The organism is Amycolatopsis thailandensis (genome assembly GCF_002234405.1).
In the GTDB taxonomy this organism is placed as follows: Bacteria; Actinomycetota; Actinomycetes; order Mycobacteriales; family Pseudonocardiaceae; genus Amycolatopsis; species Amycolatopsis thailandensis.
Map to the genome: position 1 here is coordinate 1 of NZ_NMQT01000151.1, position 17,288 is coordinate 17,288.

Below are 17,288 nucleotides of genomic sequence, written 5' to 3' on the forward strand. Positions count from 1 at the left end.
AGCCCGCCGAGCGCGGCCAGCGCCTCCATCCGCGCCGGGACCTCCGCCGACGAGTTGGCGTGCACGGTGCAGGCTCCGCCGTCGTGCCCGGTGTTCATGGCGTTGAGCAAGGCGATGACCTCCCCGCCGCGCACTTCGCCGACGACCAGCCTGTCCGGGCGCATGCGCAACGCCTGCCGCACCAGTTCGCCGAGCCCGATCTCGCCCGCGCCCTCGACGTTGGCCGGACGGGCGATCAGGCTGACGAACTGCGGATGGTCCGGTCTCAGTTCGCCCGCGTCCTCGACACAGACGATGCGTTCGCCCGGGGGCACCGCGCCGAGCAGCGCGGACAGCAACGTCGTCTTTCCCGTCCCGGTACCGCCGGACACCAGGAACGTGAGCCGGCGCCGGATGACCGAATCGAGCAGCTCCGCGCCGCTGGTCCCGAAAACCCCGCGAAGCCGGAGTTCGGCGAGATCGTGGGTGGCGGGCCGGAGGACCCGGAGCGAGAGAGCGGTCCCGGCGGGCGCGAGCGGCGGGAGGACCGCGTGCATCCGGATCCGGCCTCGCGGTCCCACGCCCGGCAGCCAGCAGTCGGCGAACGGTTGCGCGTCGTCCAGCCGCCTGCCGCCGGCGAGGGCGAGCCGCTGGGCCAGCCTGCGAACGGACTCCTCGTCGACGAAACGGACCTCTGTCTTCTCAGGACCTGTCCCGGCGTCGATCCAGACCTCGTCCGGCGAGGTGACGAGAACGTCGGTGACGCCGGGTCTCCCGAGAAGCGGCGCGAGCGGACCGGCGCCGACGAACTCGTCACGGGCCAGCCGGACCGCGCCGAGGACCGCCTCCTGACCGAGCGCGCCACCGGCTTCGGCGCGGACCGCCCGCGCCACGCTCACCGGATCCGCCGGGGCACCCGACGCGGCCAGCCGCCGCCGGACCCGCTCGACCAGCTCCTCGGTCATCGCGAGGCACCGGCCAGGTTTCCGCGCGCGGCGGCGAGGACCTCGGCGGCGGCCACGGCCAGATGCCCGCGGTGTCGCGGCACGAACTCACCGCGGTCGACGGCCACCGGCAAGGACCGTTCGCGGCCCATCGACGTGATGAGCGGGGCACCGACGGCATCGGCGATCTCTTTCGGGATCAGACCCGAGGGTGACGGCCCGCGGACCGCGACACCGACCCGGGTCCCGTGGGGTTCGAGCCTGGCGAGGACCTGTTTCGCCGCCGCGCAGGCGCGGAGTTCCGCGGGGACGACGACCACGATCAGATCGGCGAGCCCGATCGCGGTGGACGTTTCCACGCCGAAATACCTCGGCAGATCGCAGACGACCGTCCGCCCCGCGCGGCGACCGGCGCACAGCACGCCTTCGATCGCGTCCGGCCCGGGACCGTGCCCTTCCCGCCCGTAGGACACAAAGGACAGTGAGCCTGACGCGTATTTCTTCCGCGGCAGGGCCTCGCTCAACGCCGTCATGGTCACCCTGCCGCCGAGGTCGAGTTCCGGCCAGCGCGGCCCGTGATCGCGTTCCGCGGCGAGGAGGACGTCGACACCGCCGCCGAGCGGATCGCAGTCGACGAGCAGCCCGCCGCCCCCGGACTTCTCCGCCCGGTACGCGACGGCGGCCGCCAGTACCGAGGCCCCGGCACCGCCGCTACCGCCGACGACCCCGATGACGACGCCGTCGTCACGCGCGGGCCCGTCGACGACGTCGGCGAACTCGCCGATGAGATCGCCTTCCTCGTCCGGCAGCGAAAGGACCTTCTCCGAGCCGGTGTTGAACGCGCGCTCCCACGTCACCGGGGTCGGCGCGCCCTTGCAGACGAGCAGGACCTTGTTCCGCCGCAGCAGGCGGTTCGGCGCGCTCGCGGCTTCTTCGTCGAGCACCACGAGCGGCGCGCGGGCCCATCTCCCGCGAGCGGCGTCCAGATCGGGTGCGCGTTCCACCTCGCAGCCCGCGGCCGCCGCCACACGCAGGATCTCGTCGAGCAGGATGTCGTCTCCGGCGACGACGAGCGGATGTTGTTCGGTCATGGCTCCCCCGGGATTCGGTCGGACTCGGGCTGTGCTTCCACGGTCGCGCCGGACCCGACCGCGCACAACGCCATTCCGCCCCACCTGTGGACAACCGGGGTGTTGTGGACAACTCGTCCCGGAAAACCGGCTTCCCCGACGTTTTCGTCGGCGCTTTCCGGCATACTTCCCGGCTTTTCCGCACCGAACACTCGCGCCCGGTTTCCGGCCCGCGCGATGCCTGAAAAGCGTTGAGAGAAAAGAAGGTTTACGAACGTCGGCTGATTCATCCTTGCTCTGTCCCGGTTTCCGCGACCGACGAGGTCTGAACCACTGACAGGAGGGGAAATAACAGGAGGCGGCCCTCGCCAGGGGGGAGGGACGAGGGCCGCCTGGGGTTCAGCCCCGGGGGGTCGGACTGAACCTGGGTCCGGTTCGACACCGGACAATCTCACTGTAACTCCGATACCTGCCTGTTGCGGGCGAGGATCGTACCCACAATTCGATAACGGCACGACGCGCCGGAGCGGCCGCGCGGTCGTGGATTTTCCACCGTCGTATCCCGATCGTGGTCGACCAACGGGCGCGCGCCGGTGCGGCTCTCCTATCCTTGACGGGTGGCCCAACCCAGCACGACACCGAGCCCGGTCGCGGCGTTCTTCGATCTCGACAAGACGATCATCGCGTCATCGAGCGCGTTGGCCTTCAGCAAACCTCTTCTGCGCGAAGGCCTGATCAACCGACGAGCCGCGCTTCGCAGCGCGTACGCGCAGCTCGTGTTCTCCCTGGCGGGCGCGGACGCGGCGAAAACCGAGCGGATGCGCGCCGAGGTTTCCGCGCTGTGCACCGGATGGGACGTCGCGCAGGTGTCCGCGATCGTCCGCGAAACGCTGCACGACGTCGTCGACCCGCTCGTCTACGCGGAAGCGGCGGAACTGATCTCCGCCCACCGCGCGGACGGTCACGACGTCGTGGTGCTGTCGGCGACCGGCGAGGAGGTCGTCGCCCCGGTCGCCGAAATGCTCGGCGCGACGCGCAGCGTGGCCACCCGGATGCAGATCGTGGACGGCCGCTACTCGGGCGAAGTCGATTTCTATTGCTACGGCGAGAACAAGGCCGTCGCCGCCAAGGAACTCGCGGCCACGTACGGCTACGACCTCACCCAGTGCCACGCGTACACCGACTCGAGTACCGACATCCCGCTCCTCGAGGTCGTCGGACGGCCGCACGCGGTCAACCCCGACCGCGTCCTGCGCAAGCACGCGACCGAACAGGGCTGGGAGATCCTCGCCTTCGAGCATCCGATGTCCCTGCGGACCCGTATCCCGGCCCGGTCGGCGGGCCTGGTCGCGCTCGGCGCCGTCGCCGCGGGGGCCACCTGGTACGGCTACAGCCGGCGCAAACGCACCCGCTGAACGCGTACCCGGACGGCGGTACGGAGCCGGTTTCCGCAGACAGGACCGCGAATTGTCCGTCGCCCAGCGTGCCCGTGTCACTAGATCGAGCCTCTGTACCGGTGCACCCGTCTGCGCACTTGAAGTGACCCGGCTCACGGCGTAGAAAGTAGGTGCGGACGTTCGGTCGGCCAGGGAACAGGTAGAAGAGAAGCCTGTTCCACCCCGGCGAATCTCCGTGTGCGGACACCGGGTACCCACGCGCAGCGCGCCGCGGGAGGCTCGTCGTCTAGGGACTGCGTACCGGGACGCCGGACGCCGAGTCCATGAAGGTACGACCAGAGTTGCACGCTTGGTCGCCCGAGTGGTCCGCACTGACTGGCGGCGCCCGCCGGCTTAGGCCGACGGGCGCCGCCAGTGTTTTGTCCCTGTTTTCAAGCGTGACAGGCCCCTTCGCGTCCCTTTGTGTATGAACGGACCGTTCGTGCGCCTGGCCGATGGACAAGCAAAGTGCTCGTGGGTAGCTTCCGGATATCAGTGCTTCCAGGTGGACTTCTTTCCACCTGAGAGTCAGGCACGAATCTGGGAGGCTTGAGGTGACGACCCGAATCGCGCACGCCCGTCATCGGAGGATCCATGCGCTCGCCGTGCCCCTCGCGGGTCTGCTCACCCTCGCCGCTGGAACCGCAGTGGCCGTCCCGGCCTCCGCGCAGCCGGTGAGCGCGGACGCGGAGGCCCAGCGGACGCTGCGCGGTCTCACCCTGGAGCAGAAAGTCGGCCAGCTGTTCGTCACGTGGGTGAACGGCAAGTCCGCCGACGAGGTCAACGCGAAGAACAAGGCCGATTTCGGAGTGGACACCCCCGCGCAGGTGGTAGAGAAGTACCACTTGGGCGGCGTCATCTATTTCAACAACGACAGCCGCGACAACTTCGACGACCCGGTCCAGGTCGCCAAGCTGTCGAACGGGCTCCAGCGGGCCGCGATCCGCAGCGGCGCCCACATCCCGTTGCAGATCGCGACCGACCAGGAGGGCGGCACGGTCACCCGCATGGGTTCCCCCGCCACCGAGCTGCCGAACGCGATGGCGATCTCGGCGGGCCGTGACACCAAGGCCGCGCAGGAGGCAGCCCGGATCCTCGGGCACGAACTGCGCGCGGTCGGCATCAATCAGGACTTCGCCCCCGACGCCGACGTGAACTCGAACCCGGCGAACCCGGTGATCGGCGTCCGGTCCTTCTCCGGCCGCCCGGATCTGGCGAGCCAGTTCGTCGGCGCCCAGGTCAAGGGCTTCCAGGACTCCGGACGGCGTTCGGAGACGGTGTCCGCCGCCGCGAAGCACTTCCCCGGCCACGGCGACGCGGCCACGGACAGTCACCTCGAACTGCCCCGGATCGACCGGAGCGAGGCCAGCTGGCGCGAGACCGACGTCCCGCCGTTCAAGGCCGCCATCGCCGCGGGCATCGACTCGATCATGAGCGCGCACATCCAGTTCCCCAGCCTCGACCCGTCGGGCGAGCCCGCCACGCTGTCGAAGCCGATCCTCACCGGCAAACTGCGCGGCGAGCTGGGCTACCGCGGTGTCGTCGTCACCGACTCGCTCTCCATGGACGCGGTGCGCGTATTGCACACCGACGCGGAGATCCCGGTGCTGGCGCTCAAGGCGGGCATCGACCAGCTGCTCATGCCGGTGAACCTCGACCTGGCGATCAACTCGGTGCTCGACGCGATCCGCAAGGGCGAGCTGACCGAGAAGCGGATCGACGAGAGCGTCCTGCGGGTGCTCAAGCTGAAGCTGCAGCGGGGCATCCTGACCTCGCCGTTCGTCGACCCGGCCAAGGTGATGTCCAAGGTCGGCGTCCCGGCCAACCTCGCGACCGCGCAAGGCATCGCCGACCGGTCGGTCACCGCGATCCGCAACGACGGCGGGGTCCTGCCGCTCGCGCAGCAGCCCGCGAAGACCCTCGTGACCGGCTGGGGCGTGAGCACGACGACCGCGCTGGCCTCGAAGCTCACCGCGCACGGAACGCAGGCGACCGCGCTCCAGACCGGCCAGACCCCGACCGACGCGCAGATCGCGCAGGCGGTCGCGGCGGCGAAGAACGTCGACCTGGTCGTGGTGCTGACCAACAACGTCGGTACGTATCCGTTGCAGGGCAAGCTGTTGCAGGCGCTGGCCGACACCGGGAAGCCCGTGGTCGCGGTCGCCGCCCAGATTCCCTACGACGCCGGTTACGAGAACCCGGTCAAGACCTGGCTCGCGACGTACGGCTACATCACGCCGTCGCTCGAGGCGCTGGCGAAGGTGATCCTCGGAAAGGTGAAGCCGCAGGGCAAGCTGCCGGTGGACATCCCCGCCGGCAAGGACGTGGGCACGGTGAAGTACCCGTTCGGCCATGGGCTGACCTGGTGAACCTCAACCGCCGCCACTTCCTCGCCACCGGCGCGCTCGCGGTCCCCGCGCTGACGGCCGGGTCCTCGGCCGCGGCGGCCCAGCCGGAAAGCGAGAGCAAAGGTCCCCCGCTCACCCGCACCGGGGCGGACGTGCTCGCCGCCCGGGGCTGGGCGGCGCTGGCCGGGCGCAAGCTCGGCGTGCTCTCGAACCCGACCGGGGTCCTGGCGAGCGGCGACCACATCGTCGACTCGATGGTCGCCGCCGGGGTCCGGCCGCTCGCCGCGTTCGGGCCGGAACACGGCTTCCGCGGCAGCGCGCAGGCGGGCGGCTCCGAAGGCGACTACACCGACCCGCGCACCGGCGTGCCGGTGTACGACGCGTACGGCGCCGACGCGACGAAGCTCGCCGGGATGTTCACGAAGGCGGGCATCGACACCGTCGTATTCGACATCGCCGACGTCGGCGCGCGGTTTTACACCTATATCTGGTCGCTGTACACGGCGATGGTCGCGGCGGCGAAGGCCGGCGCGGCGGTCGTCGTGCTGGACCGGCCGAACCCGCTGGGCGGCAAGGCCGCCGGGCCGATGCTGAACCCGGCGTACGCCTCTGGTGTGGGCCGGAAGCCGATCGTGCAGCAGCACGGCATGACCGTCGGCGAACTCGCGCGGTTCTTCGCGGCCGAGTTCCTGCCGGCCGAGGGCGTCACGCCGGGCAAGCTCGAAATCGTCGAGGTGCGCGACTGGCGACGTGATCAGCTCTTCGACCGGACCGGCCTGACCTGGGTGCCGCCGAGCCCGAACATGCCGACGCCGGACACCGCGCTCCTCTATCCCGGCACGGGGATGTTCGAGGGCACCGTGTTCTCCGAAGGCCGCGGCACCACCAGGCCGTTCGAGATCATCGGCGCGCCGGGTCTCGATTGGCGCTGGCGCGAGAAGCTCGGCGAACTGCGGCTTCCCGGCGTGAAGTTCCGCGAGACGTACTTCGTGCCGACGTTCGGCAAGTTCGTCAACGAGCCCTGCGGCGGCGTGCAGGTGACGATCACCGACGCGCGGGCGTTCGACGCCATCCGCACCGCGGTCACCATGTTCGTCACCGCGAAACAGGTGCACCCGGACAAGTTCAAGTGGCGGCCCGACAACTTCCTCGACAAGCTCTCCGGCTCCGACAGGCTGCGCACGATGATCGACAAGGGCGCCGGGGTGGACGAGATCGTCGGGTCCTGGCAGGCCGAGCTGGCCGAGTTCGACCGGAAACGCCGCCGCCATCTCATCTATCGCTGATATCGCTGGGGGGAACAACCTTGCGTGCTAGGAAGATCCTGATCGCGGCTGTTTCCGTGCTGGTCGCGGCGACCATGATGTCGACGGCGGGAGCACAGGCGATTCCGGGTACCGGAGAACAGGCAGATCGCGCGGCCGGGCGGTTCGACAGGCCGCGCGTGGACTTCGCGCCCGAGTCCACCGTCCTTCGCGACGGCGCGCCCTCCGACGTCGGTCTCGACCCGGAGCCGATCAAGGCGGCCGAACGGTTCGTCGAAAGCTGGACGAAGCCGGACGCGACCGGGCATCCGCACTTCTCCGGAGCTGTCGGCCTGCTCGCGCACGACGGCGTGGTCGTCGAGCGCCAGGCCGTCGGCGGTGCCGTCCGCTACGCCGACGCGAACGGCACCGAACTGCCGCCGGAGCAGCAGGTGCCGATGCGCGCGGACACCATCTTCGACATGGCCTCGATCTCGAAGCTGTTCACCTCCATCGCGGTGATGCAGCTGGCCGAGTCGGGCGCGCTGGAGATCTCGGCGCCGGTGGCGCGGTACCTGCCGGAGTTCGGGGTGAACGGCAAGGAGTCCGTCACCGTCCAGCAGCTGCTCACCCACGTCTCGGGTTTCGCCGCGACACCGGTCCCTTCACTGTGGGAGGGCTACCCGGACATCCCGTCGCGCCGGAAGGCCGTCCTCGACAGCCCGTTGAAGAACCCGCCGGGCAGCACGTACCTCTACTCCGACCTCAACCTGCTCACGCTCGGCTTCCTGGTCGAGAAACTGGCCGGGGCGCCGCTGGACAAGGTCGTCCAGGACCGTGTCGCCGGCCCGCTCGGCCTGGCCGACACCGGCTACAACCCGCCGGCCTCGAAACTCGCCAGGGTCGCGGCGACCGAGTACGCCGTGAAGCCACCGCGAGGCCTCGTCCGCGGCGAGGTCCACGACGAGAACGCCTGGTCGCTCGGCGGTGTCGCCGGGCACGCGGGCGTGTTCTCCACCGCCTCGGACATGGCCGTGCTCGCGCAGACGATCCTCAACGGCGGCGCGTACCGCGGTCACCGGATCCTGCGCCCGGAGACCGTGCGGGCGATGCTGACGAACTACAACCACAAGTTCCCCGACGACGCCCACGGACTCGGTTTCGAACTCGACCAGCCCTGGTACATGGGCGCGCTGTCGGCGCCCTCGACCGCCGGCCACACCGGGTTCACCGGGACCTCGCTGGTGATCGACCCGCTGTCGCGGTCGTTCGCGATCCTGCTCACCAACCGCGTGCATCCGACGCGGAACTGGGGCTCGATCAACCTCGCCAGGGAGACATGGGCGAGCTCGCTCGCGAAGGCGATGGCCGTCCGTCCGGCGCACGGGCGCGACGCGTGGTTCAGCGGCGCCGGGGACGTCTCCACGGCCACGCTCACGACGCCGCCCTTACAGATCCGCCGCGGCCCGGTGAAGGTCTCCTTCGACACCTTCGTGGACACCGAGGGACCCTCCGATTCGCTCTTCCTGGAAATAAGTACCGACGGTGGCGCCACCTGGAAATCGATTACTGTGCGTGCAAGCGGTCCGGGAGCTCCCGCGGGGGACCAGACCGGCCTCGGCGGGCACGGCCACCGGGCTTGGTGGAAGGCCGCCGCCGAGGTGTCACAAAGCTCACAAATCACCCTGCGCTGGCGTTACACGACCGATGCCCGTTACACGGGACGCGGAATTTCCTTGGACAGTGTGAAAGTCACTGAACGGGGCCGCACACTGCTGGACAGTGAGCATAATCCCCCTACTTTTGTAGCTACCGGCTGGAAGTTGAGCCCTAGGTAACCGGGCGCCTTCAATACGGTGACCGAACTGCCCCGTTGACCGGGACACAGCCCCTTGCATCGCGACACTAAGTTGCCAAGTCGTTAGCTCGACCTCGTTAACGGCCTCGACCTGGTTAGCGACTTTCTGGTCAACGATTAATCGCAAATCGAATCCGCAGACACGGATAGGTTGCGATCTTCCCGAAGGGTGTGGGTAGCCTTGTCGCAGATGCCAACGGTTAGTAACTTTCCCACGGTGGGCGATACCGATTCCGTAATCGCGGCCGCACCGTCCGAGGCCGTGCCGGCGCAGCCGACACGGGACGCTGACGCGAGCCCGCTGGTCCGGATTCGCTCCCTCCTGCCCGGGCTCGCCCGGGCCGAGCAGCGCGTCGCGAAGGTCGTCCTCGACGACCCCGCGCAGGTCGCACGGCGCAGCATCACCGAGGTCGCACTCGCGGCCAACACCAGCGAAACCACCGTCACGCGGTTCTGCAAGGCGGTCGGCGTCGGCGGATATCCGCAGCTCAGGATCGCTCTGGCGGCCGATACCGCTCGTTCGGAGGCGCGGTCGAGCCGCAACCTCGGTGGCGAGATCGGGCCGGAGGACGACCTGGCCGCGGTCATCGGCAAGGTCAGCTTCGCGGACGCGCGTGCCGTGGAAGAGACCGCCGACCAGCTCGACGTCCCGTCGCTACAGCGCGTGATCGACATCGTGGCCGGCGCGGGCCGCGTGGACGTCTACGGCGTGGGCGCGAGCGCGTTCGTGGCCGCGGACCTCCAGCAGAAGCTGCACCGCATCGGGCGGGTGAGCTTCGCCTGGTCGGACACGCACATCATGCTGACTTCGGCCGCCGTGCTGAGCCCCGGAGACGTCGCGATCGGCATCTCCCACACGGGCGCGACCACGGACACCGTCGAGGCGCTGCGGGTGGCCCGCGAGCACGGCGCGATCACCGTCGCCGTGACGAACTTCCCGCGTTCGCCGATCACCGAGGTCGCCGACCACGTGCTGACCACGGCCGCGCGGGAGACGACGTTCCGTTCCGGTGCGACCGCCAGTCGCATCGCGCAGCTGACCGTCATCGACTGCCTGTTCATCGGTGTCGCGCAGCGGCACATGGACGCGTCGGTCAACGCACTCGACGCGACCAGGGACGCGGTTGGCTCGCACCGGCTGGGCGTACGGCCCGACGGCAGGCGGCGGCCGCGGGAAACCGGCAAATGAGCGAAAAAGTGAGGCGCATGATGACCGTCCCACGCCAGGTGGTGCACGTCGATTCGCCAACCGAACAGCGAAATCCGCGGACGACCGACATCGATCTGATGTCGACCATGGGCATCCTCGGCGCGATCAACGCCGAGGACCGCCGGGTCCCCGAAGCCGTCGCCGCGGTCCTGCCGCAGGTGGCCCGGGCGGTCGACTTCGCCGTGGAGGCGCTGCGGTCGGGCCACCGCGTGCACTACTTCGGCGCCGGTACCTCCGGCAGGCTGGCGACGTTGGACGCGGCGGAACTCGTTCCGACGTTCAACGTGCCCTCCGACTGGTTCATCGCGCATCACGCGGGCGGCGCGCGCGCTCTGCGTCAAGCCGTCGAAGACGCCGAGGACAACGCGAAGGCCGGGGCCGCCGAAGTGGCGGACACGGTCGCGCCCGGCGACTTCGTGCTCGGGCTGACGGCTTCCGGCCGGACGCCCTACGTGCTCGGCGCGCTGGCCGCGGCCAGCCGTCGCGGTGCCCGGACCGCGCTGGTCTCGGGCAATCCGGCCGCGGTGACGCCGCCCGGTGTCGACGTCCTCATCGCGGTGGACACCGGCCCGGAGGCGATCGCCGGGTCGACGCGGATGAAGGCGGGCACGGCGCAGAAGATCATCCTCACCGCGTTCTCCACGGCGACGATGATCAAGCTCGGCCACACGTACTCGAACCTGATGGTCAGCATGCGCGCGACCAACGCGAAGCTGCGCGGACGGACCATCCGGATCCTGCGCGAGGCCACCGGGATGAGCATGGCGGACTGCTCCGACGCGCTCACCGAGGCCGACGGCGACCTCAAGGTGGCGCTGGTGCACCTGCTGTCCGGCGAGGACGTCGCGAACGCGGCGAAGGCGCTGACGGCCAACAAAGGCCATGTACGGAAGGCTCTCGACTCCCTGAGGGTGCGCGCGAGCTGAAAGATCAGATGAGCACCGGCGGGCAACCCCGTTCATCCCGACGCCTCGCGCTCACGCGACGCGAACGGGTGTCCGTCGCCGGGATGGCCGGATTCATCCTGTTCCTCAATGTCGTGGGCTGGGGGGTCCTGACGCTTTTCGTGGCGCCGCGCCAGTACGAGCTCGGCGCCACGGGCGTGTTCGGGGTCGGTCTCGGCGTCACGGCGTTCGTGCTCGGTATGCGGCACGCGTTCGACGCGGACCACATCGCCGCGATCGACAACACCACCCGCAAGCTGATGGCCGAGGGGCAGCGGCCGCTCTCGGTCGGGTTCTGGTTCTCCCTCGGCCATTCGACGATCGTCTTCCTGCTGTGCCTACTGTTGTCGCTCGGCGTCCGCGCGCTCGCCGGCGCCGTCGAGGACGACACGTCGGCGTTGCACGAAGCGACCGGACTGATCGGGACGTCCGTTTCGGCGGTGTTCCTGTACCTCATCGGGATCATGAACCTCGTGGTGCTGGTGGGCATCGTCAAGGTGTTCCGGCGCATGCGGCGCGGCGAGTTCGACGAAGCGGCGCTGGAACGGCAGCTCGACAACCGTGGCTTCATGAACCGCCTGCTGCGCGGCGCCACCAAGGCGGTGCGGAAGCCTTGGCACATCTACCCGATCGGCGTGCTGTTCGGCCTCGGCTTCGACACCGCGACCGAGATCAGCCTCCTGGTGCTCGCCGGCGGCGCGGCCGCGTTCTCGCTGCCCTGGTACGCGATCCTGGTGCTGCCGATCCTGTTCGCCGCGGGGATGACGCTGTTCGACACCGCCGACGGCTGCTTCATGAACTACGCGTACGGCTGGGCCTTCGCGAAGCCGGTGCGGAAGATCTACTACAACCTGACGGTGACGGCGCTTTCCGTCGCGGTCGCGCTGCTCATCGGGACGATCGAGGTGATCTCGATCGTCACCGAGCGATTCGGCATCACGACCGGACCGCTCGCGGCGATCGGGTCGCTGAGCCTGGACTACGTCGGCTATGCGGTCGTAGCGCTCTTCGTGCTTACGTGGCTCTTCGCGCTCCTCGTGTGGCGCTTCGCGCGTATCGAGGAGCGCTGGTCGGCCCGGCTGCCCGCCAAGTAGCCCCTGACCTGCGGGAAGAGAGCAAGGGACCTTTGCTATCGCTTATCTCAACATTAAGAGAGGCGATAGCAAAGGTCCCTTGCTATCACTTTTCGCGCCCTCAACCGTCCACAAGGGACACCAAGTGCCAGCCGCGCGCCCGATTTGAGCGCTTTGCACAGGGGTCGTGAGTGGCAATGATCGTTCTAACCCCCTTTGCCACTCACGACCCCCGACCAAAATTACGCGTATTGGATCAATCGGGCATCAATTCGGCGTGAACTGTCACTTGTGGACAGTGCGGGCAGGTTCAGCCCACCGGCCAGGCCGTTTCCGGTCAGGCGGGCAGGGGCACTCGCGTCCGCGACGGGACCGAAAGCGCGAAGGCGAGCACAGCGACGAAGGCGGCAACGGGACCGACCCACCAGACCCCCGCCGACGACAGGACGACACCACCCAGCGCGGCACCGAGGGCCCCACCGCCGTAGATCGCGGAACCGTTGAGCCCCAACGCGACCGTCGGCGCGTCGGGTGCCAGCGAGAACAGCCGGTGCTGCTGCGGCACCATCAGCATCCCGCCGAACACGCCCGAAGCCAGCGCGAGGACGAGCGCGCCGGGCAGGCTCAGCACGGCGACGTCGAGCAGCGCCAGCGTCGCGACCGTGCCGATGAGCGAGATCGACCGGACGCGCGCGGGGCCGAGCGAGTCGGTCGCCCGGCCCGCGAAGGAATTGCCCGCGATCTGCCCGATCCCGAAACCGACGAGCAGCCACGAGATCATCGCGCCCGCCGCGACCGGAGCCACGAGCACCGGCAGGTACACGAAGGCCGCGAAGCCCGCGGCGGTACCGAGGACGCTGACGCCGAGCACGCGCGCGATCGGCGGCCGGACGACGACGGCGAGCCTGTCGCGCAGGGAAACCGTCGGCATCCGAAGAGCGGGCAGCAGCGGCACGAGCAGCATCACGACCAGCGCCACCGCGCCGATCCCCCACATCACCGCGCGCCAGCCGAACCAGGTGCCTGCCAGCACACCGATCGGCACACCGAGCACCATCGACACGCTCATCCCGAGGGAGACCGTGGCCAGCGCGCGGCCACGCCGCTCATCGGAAGCCAGCGCCCCGGCGAGGACGTAGGCGTTGGATTGGAACGCGGCGGCGCCCAAGGCGGCCAGCACGCGAGCGGCGGCGACCACGGCGAAGGACTCGCCGACCGCCTGACCGGCCATGCCGATCGTGAACAGCACCATCCCCGCGCCGAGCACCCAGCGCCGGTCCAGCCGTCCGGTGAAGGCCGCGATGAGCGGCGAAGAGATCGCGTAGGTCACCGCGAAGACCGTGGTCAGCTGGCCCGCGACGGCTTCGGAAACGCGCAGGTCGGCGGCGATGGTGGGCAGCAGCCCGTTCAGGACGAACCCGTCGGTGCCGACGGTGAACGTCCCGACGGCGAGTACCAGCAGAGCCCCCAAGGCGAGCCGATCATTAGATGATCGTCGAATCGTCATAGGAGGTATAGTGGCCGGACTATTCGATGACTGTCAAATAGTTTGGAGCGAAGTGAGCAGCACGCTGCCGCAACCGGCGACCGAGGAGATCGAGATCGTGCCGGTGCTCCACGCGCTGGCGGACCCGGTGCGCCTGGAGCTCATCCGCGCCCTGCGAAGCAACCCTTCGCCGCGAAGCTGCGCCGTCACCGAGTACGACGTCGAGATCAGCGCGCCGACGCTTTCCCATCACTGGAAGGTCTTGCGCGAGGCCGGCCTCACGACGACGTTCGTCGAGGGCCGGACCCGCTGGGTCGAGCTACGGACCGAGGACATCCACAAGCGGTTCCCGGGCTTACTGGACGCCGTCCTCGCCTAGGCGCCACTTCGCGGCGAGTTCCGCCGCGGCGCAGACACCGACGTCGAGCAGATACGGCCCGGCCTGCCCGCAACCGGACCCGGGCGCGATCGGCTGGCCGTGCCCCATCCCGTTGACGGAACGCGTGTCGACAGCGGCGCCGACGTCGGTCCACTGCTCGGAAAGCTCGCGCAGGTTCATCGGGGCGACCGTGTAGTCCGCCGTCCCGTGCCAGACGCTGACCGGCGACCGCGAACCCGTAGCCGCGGCCCGCACCTTGTCGCCCCACTGTTTCGGGGTCAGATCCTTGCCGGGATTCATGCAGGAGTACGCGTCGATCATCGAGGTCGCGCAGGCGTAGGGCAGCCCCGCCACGACGCCGCCGCCCGAGAACAGTTCCGGATACGCCGCCAGCATCACCGAGGTCATCGCGCCGCCCGCGGACAGCCCCGTCACATACGTCCGGCTCCCGGCCGAGAACCGCGCCATCTGCGCGATCGACTCGGCTTCCCCGGAACCGCGTTTGATGTCGCCCGCCTGGAACCAGTTGAAGCACTTGTTGAAATTGTTCGCCGAAACCTGTTGCGGCAGAACGAGCTTGAACCGCAGCTTGTCCGCGAGCCCGACCCAGCCGGAGCCGTTCGCGTAGCCGGCGGCGTCCTGGGTGCAGCCGTGCAGCACGACCACCGCCGGACGTCCGGACGGCAGCCCGTCGGGAACGTATTCGAACATCCGCAACGCACCGGGATTGCTCCCGAACCCGGTCACCGGACGGATCGTCGCCGCCTGCGCCGGAGCAGAGAGGAAGAGGGTCAATGCCGAAACCACCGCGCCGATGAGGAGTTTTCGCATCGCCTCAGGCTAAAGCCGCGTGCTCCCGGTTCCCACGTGGACGATCACCACAGCGAAGGGCCGTTTTGTGTGGTCATGCCCGGTACCGGCACCCGAAATCAGCGCTTACCGTCGGCCGATGCGGCTCATTCTGGTCCTCGCGATGATGCTGGCCCTGGCCACGCCCGCCCAGGCGGCGAGCGGTTGCGGGAACGTGCGCGTTCCCGGCGCGGCGAAACAACAACTGTCCTGTTTGGACGATCTGACCACCACCGGCACGCTGGCCACCGGGCACACCGTCCAGGCCGACTGGGCCGGGCTGACTTCGGCAGGCCTCCCCGCGCCCAAGGGCGTTCCCGGTATCCAGATCGACGGCTATTTCCCGGACACCTCGACGGCCAACACCGCGCACGGCTGGAACCACGACGCGCAGTTCGTGCTGCGGCTGCCCGATCGCTGGAACGGCGGTCTCGTGGTCTCGGGCTCCCCCGGCGTGCGACGGCAGTACGCGAACGACCGCGCGATCGGCGACCAGGTCCTCGCCGCCGGCTACGCGTTCGCCGCCACCGACAAGGGCAACACCGGTGCGGACTTCCACACCGACGGACGACGGCCCGGCGACGCGCTCGCCGAGTGGAATTCGCGGGTCACACAGCTGACCATCGCCGCGAAAGCCGCCGTCGCCCACCGCTACGGGCGTTTGCCGAACCGCACCCTCGCGGCCGGGATGTCGAACGGCGGCTACCTCGTCCGCTGGCAGCTCGAGAACCGGCCGTGGCTCTACGACGGCGGCATCGATTGGGAAGGCACGCTCTGGCACGAGGACGGCCCGAACCTCTTCACCTTCCTGCCGCCCGCGATCAAGGCGTACCCCGCCTACGTCGCCGGTTCCACCCAGGCACACCAGCGGATTCTCGACGCCGGTTTCGCGCCGGGTTCGGAATTCCTGTGGCAGTACCACAACGACGTCTACTGGGGGCTGACACAGCGGATCTACCAGGCCGAGTTCGACCCGTCGTTCACCGGGACCGACTACGACTACGCCACTCGCCCGCCGTCGGTGCACCGCGCGGTCGAACGGATCTCGCTGACCGGCCGGATCGGCAAACCGCTGATCACCCTGCACGGCACCCTCGACACGCTCCTGCCGATCACCCGCGATTCCGACGTCTACCAGCGGATGATCGCCGGACAGGGCCGTGCCGGACTCCAGCGTTATTACCGGATCGTCGACGGCAACCACGTCGACGGTCTGTACGACGCCTTCCCGGACAAACTGCGACCTATCGGCCCTTGCTTCCGGACGGCCTTCACCGCTCTCGAAGGCTGGCTCGACGGCGTTCGCCCGCCCGCCTCCGCGACCATCCCCCGTGGAGACGGCGACCTCGCGACCGGTTGCGCACTAAGCTGATCGCATGGAATTCCAGGACGTCGTACGACGCCGTCGCATGGTCCGGAAGTTCACCGACGAGCCCGTCGCCGAGGCGAGCCTTCAGCGCATCCTGCGCAACGCGCTGAAGGGTCCCTCGGCCGGTTTCTCACAGGGACAAGGGTTTCTCGTCCTCATCGGCGAGAAACTCGCGAAATTCTGGGAGTTCGGGGCGAGCTGGGCACCGGAAACCGTGACCACGGCACCGGTCGCGATCGTGCCGCTCTCGGTCAAGAACGCGTATCTCGACCGTTACGCCAAGCCGGACAAGGGGTTCGCGGAAGGCGACGACTCGTGGTGGCGCGTGCCGTACTGGGACGTCGACACCGGGATGGCGACACTGCTGATCCTCCAGACGGCCGTCGACGAGGATCTCGGCGCGGTGTTCTTCGGGCTCGCGCCGGAAAGCGTGGAGCGCCTCCACAGCGAGTTCGGGGTGCCCGAGGATCACGACCCGATCGGCGTCGTCGCGCTCGGACACGGCGCCGAAATCGGCCCCTCACCCGGTTCTTCGGCGACCACGATCGCCCGCCGCGAATTCGAGGAGGTCATCCGGTTCGGTCACTGGTGAGGCGGTGCAGCCGGAGCGCGAGCTGGAGTTCCAGCGCGCGTTCGGGCGCCTGCCAATGCTCGCCCAGCAGTGACGCGATGCGGTCCAGCCGCTGCACGACCGTGTTCACGTGCACGTGCAGCAGGTCTTTCGCCTTCGTCAGATTGCCGCCACAGGAGAAATACGCGCGGAGGGTTCCGATCAGATCCGTGCCGCGGCGTTCGTCGTAGTCGAGCACCGGGCCGATCGTCGCCGTCACGTACGCGCCGAGATCGGCGTGCTCGCCGAGGAGCAGCCCGACGAAACCGAGGTCGGCCATGCTCGCGCCTTCGCCCGCCCGGCCGAGGGCGAGCAACGACGCGACACATCGCGCGGCTTCGGCGTGCGCCACGGCCAGTTCCCGCGGGGAGGTGGCCGGGCCCGCCGCGCCGACCGTCACCGGACAGTCCATTGTGGACGTTAGTTCGGCGGCGACGGAGCGGGCCAGCGCGCCGGCGTCCACGCCGCGGACCAGCAGGACGACCTCGT

The 17,288-nt window shown here is 69.1% G+C and carries 15 protein-coding genes; 10 read left to right on the top strand and 5 right to left on the bottom strand.

Features of this window, described 5'->3' with window-relative positions:
* Together CFP71_RS36845 and ssd are read right to left on the bottom strand one after the other, a co-directional pair.
* A partial coding sequence (locus CFP71_RS36845) for a TadA family conjugal transfer-associated ATPase (RefSeq protein ID WP_093938538.1) occupies positions 1-944 on the bottom strand: 944 nt, incomplete at its 3' end.
* The gene (gene ssd / locus CFP71_RS36850; RefSeq protein ID WP_093938539.1) at positions 941-2,014 is read right to left on the bottom strand and encodes a septum site-determining protein Ssd; all 1,074 of its coding nucleotides are present in this window, start codon (positions 2,012-2,014) and stop codon (positions 941-943) included. The genes CFP71_RS36845 and ssd, both read right to left, overlap by 4 nt.
* 596 nt (positions 2,015-2,610) lie before the next feature.
* On the opposite strand from ssd, the gene CFP71_RS36855 reads away from it, so the two are divergent.
* The 7 genes from CFP71_RS36855 (at position 2,611) to nicT (ending at position 12,127) form a co-directional block, all read left to right on the top strand.
* Complete coding sequence (locus CFP71_RS36855; RefSeq protein ID WP_093938540.1) at positions 2,611-3,408, top strand: HAD family hydrolase; 798 nt, start codon at positions 2,611-2,613, stop codon at positions 3,406-3,408.
* 575 nt (positions 3,409-3,983) lie between these two features.
* Complete coding sequence (locus CFP71_RS36860; protein WP_167406400.1) at positions 3,984-5,798, top strand: glycoside hydrolase family 3 protein; 1,815 nt, start codon at positions 3,984-3,986, stop codon at positions 5,796-5,798.
* Positions 5,795-7,063, top strand: a complete 1,269-nt coding sequence (locus tag CFP71_RS36865) for an exo-beta-N-acetylmuramidase NamZ family protein (protein ID WP_093938542.1) — start codon at positions 5,795-5,797, stop codon at positions 7,061-7,063. The genes CFP71_RS36860 and CFP71_RS36865 overlap by 4 nt, the downstream gene beginning before the upstream one ends.
* A gap of 74 nt (positions 7,064-7,137) precedes the next feature.
* Positions 7,138-8,859, top strand: a complete 1,722-nt coding sequence (locus CFP71_RS36870; RefSeq protein WP_093938549.1) for a serine hydrolase domain-containing protein — start codon at positions 7,138-7,140, stop codon at positions 8,857-8,859.
* Between the two features lie 210 nt (positions 8,860-9,069).
* Positions 9,070-10,068: a MurR/RpiR family transcriptional regulator gene (locus CFP71_RS36875; protein ID WP_378245008.1), complete on the top strand. Its 999-nt coding sequence runs from the start codon at positions 9,070-9,072 to the stop codon at positions 10,066-10,068.
* A 17-nt stretch (positions 10,069-10,085) separates the two neighbouring features.
* Positions 10,086-11,015, top strand: coding sequence for an N-acetylmuramic acid 6-phosphate etherase (locus tag CFP71_RS36880; protein ID WP_093938543.1), 930 nt, complete (start codon positions 10,086-10,088; stop codon positions 11,013-11,015).
* A gap of 8 nt (positions 11,016-11,023) precedes the next feature.
* Positions 11,024-12,127 carry a Nickel transporter NicT gene (gene nicT, locus CFP71_RS36885; protein ID WP_093938544.1) on the top strand — a complete coding sequence of 368 codons (1,104 nt, stop codon included), beginning with the start codon at positions 11,024-11,026 and terminating at the stop codon, positions 12,125-12,127.
* Between the two features lie 316 nt (positions 12,128-12,443).
* Here the strand turns inward: nicT and CFP71_RS36890 are convergent, their stop codons facing one another.
* Positions 12,444-13,613, bottom strand: coding sequence for an MFS transporter (locus CFP71_RS36890; RefSeq protein ID WP_093938545.1), 1,170 nt, complete (start codon positions 13,611-13,613; stop codon positions 12,444-12,446).
* 52 nt (positions 13,614-13,665) lie between these two features.
* Between CFP71_RS36890 and CFP71_RS36895 the strand changes: the two genes are divergently transcribed.
* On the top strand, positions 13,666-13,971 hold the full coding sequence (locus tag CFP71_RS36895; protein WP_093938546.1) for an ArsR/SmtB family transcription factor: 306 nt from the start codon (positions 13,666-13,668) through the stop codon (positions 13,969-13,971).
* On the opposite strand, the gene CFP71_RS36900 is transcribed toward CFP71_RS36895, so the two are convergent.
* Positions 13,948-14,802: an extracellular catalytic domain type 1 short-chain-length polyhydroxyalkanoate depolymerase gene (locus CFP71_RS36900; protein ID WP_093938547.1), complete on the bottom strand. Its 855-nt coding sequence runs from the start codon at positions 14,800-14,802 to the stop codon at positions 13,948-13,950. The two genes, CFP71_RS36895 and CFP71_RS36900, sit on opposite strands and share 24 nt — an antisense overlap.
* Before the next feature lie 118 nt (positions 14,803-14,920).
* Here CFP71_RS36900 and CFP71_RS36905 point away from each other — a divergent pair, with 118 nt between their 5' ends.
* Both CFP71_RS36905 and CFP71_RS36910 read left to right on the top strand, forming a co-directional pair.
* A complete protein-coding gene (locus CFP71_RS36905; protein ID WP_208636126.1) occupies positions 14,921-16,192 on the top strand; it encodes an alpha/beta hydrolase family protein in 1,272 nt (423 codons plus the stop codon).
* 4 nt (positions 16,193-16,196) lie between these two features.
* A complete protein-coding gene (locus tag CFP71_RS36910) occupies positions 16,197-16,781 on the top strand; it encodes a nitroreductase family protein (protein WP_093938548.1) in 585 nt (194 codons plus the stop codon).
* Here the strand turns inward: CFP71_RS36910 and CFP71_RS36915 are convergent.
* The coding region (locus CFP71_RS36915; protein ID WP_167406401.1) for a PucR family transcriptional regulator at positions 16,759-17,288 on the bottom strand (530 nt) is incomplete at its 5' end. The genes CFP71_RS36910 and CFP71_RS36915 overlap by 23 nt on opposite strands.

Bases quoted from the DNA above. Each gene is read 5' to 3' on its own strand.
- ssd (WP_093938539.1), bottom strand. From the start codon at position 2,014: ATGACCGAACAACATCCGCTCGTCGTCGCCGGAGACGACATCCTGCTC.
- CFP71_RS36870 (WP_093938549.1), top strand. From the start codon at position 7,138: ATGATGTCGACGGCGGGAGCACAGGCGATTCCGGGTACCGGAGAACAG.
- CFP71_RS36875 (WP_378245008.1), top strand. From the start codon at position 9,070: ATGCCAACGGTTAGTAACTTTCCCACGGTGGGCGATACCGATTCCGTA.
- CFP71_RS36880 (WP_093938543.1), top strand. From the start codon at position 10,086: ATGATGACCGTCCCACGCCAGGTGGTGCACGTCGATTCGCCAACCGAA.
- nicT (WP_093938544.1), top strand. From the start codon at position 11,024: ATGAGCACCGGCGGGCAACCCCGTTCATCCCGACGCCTCGCGCTCACG.
- CFP71_RS36890 (WP_093938545.1), bottom strand. From the start codon at position 13,613: ATGACGATTCGACGATCATCTAATGATCGGCTCGCCTTGGGGGCTCTG.
- CFP71_RS36900 (WP_093938547.1), bottom strand. From the start codon at position 14,802: ATGCGAAAACTCCTCATCGGCGCGGTGGTTTCGGCATTGACCCTCTTC.
- CFP71_RS36905 (WP_208636126.1), top strand. From the start codon at position 14,921: ATGCGGCTCATTCTGGTCCTCGCGATGATGCTGGCCCTGGCCACGCCC.
- CFP71_RS36910 (WP_093938548.1), top strand. From the start codon at position 16,197: ATGGAATTCCAGGACGTCGTACGACGCCGTCGCATGGTCCGGAAGTTC.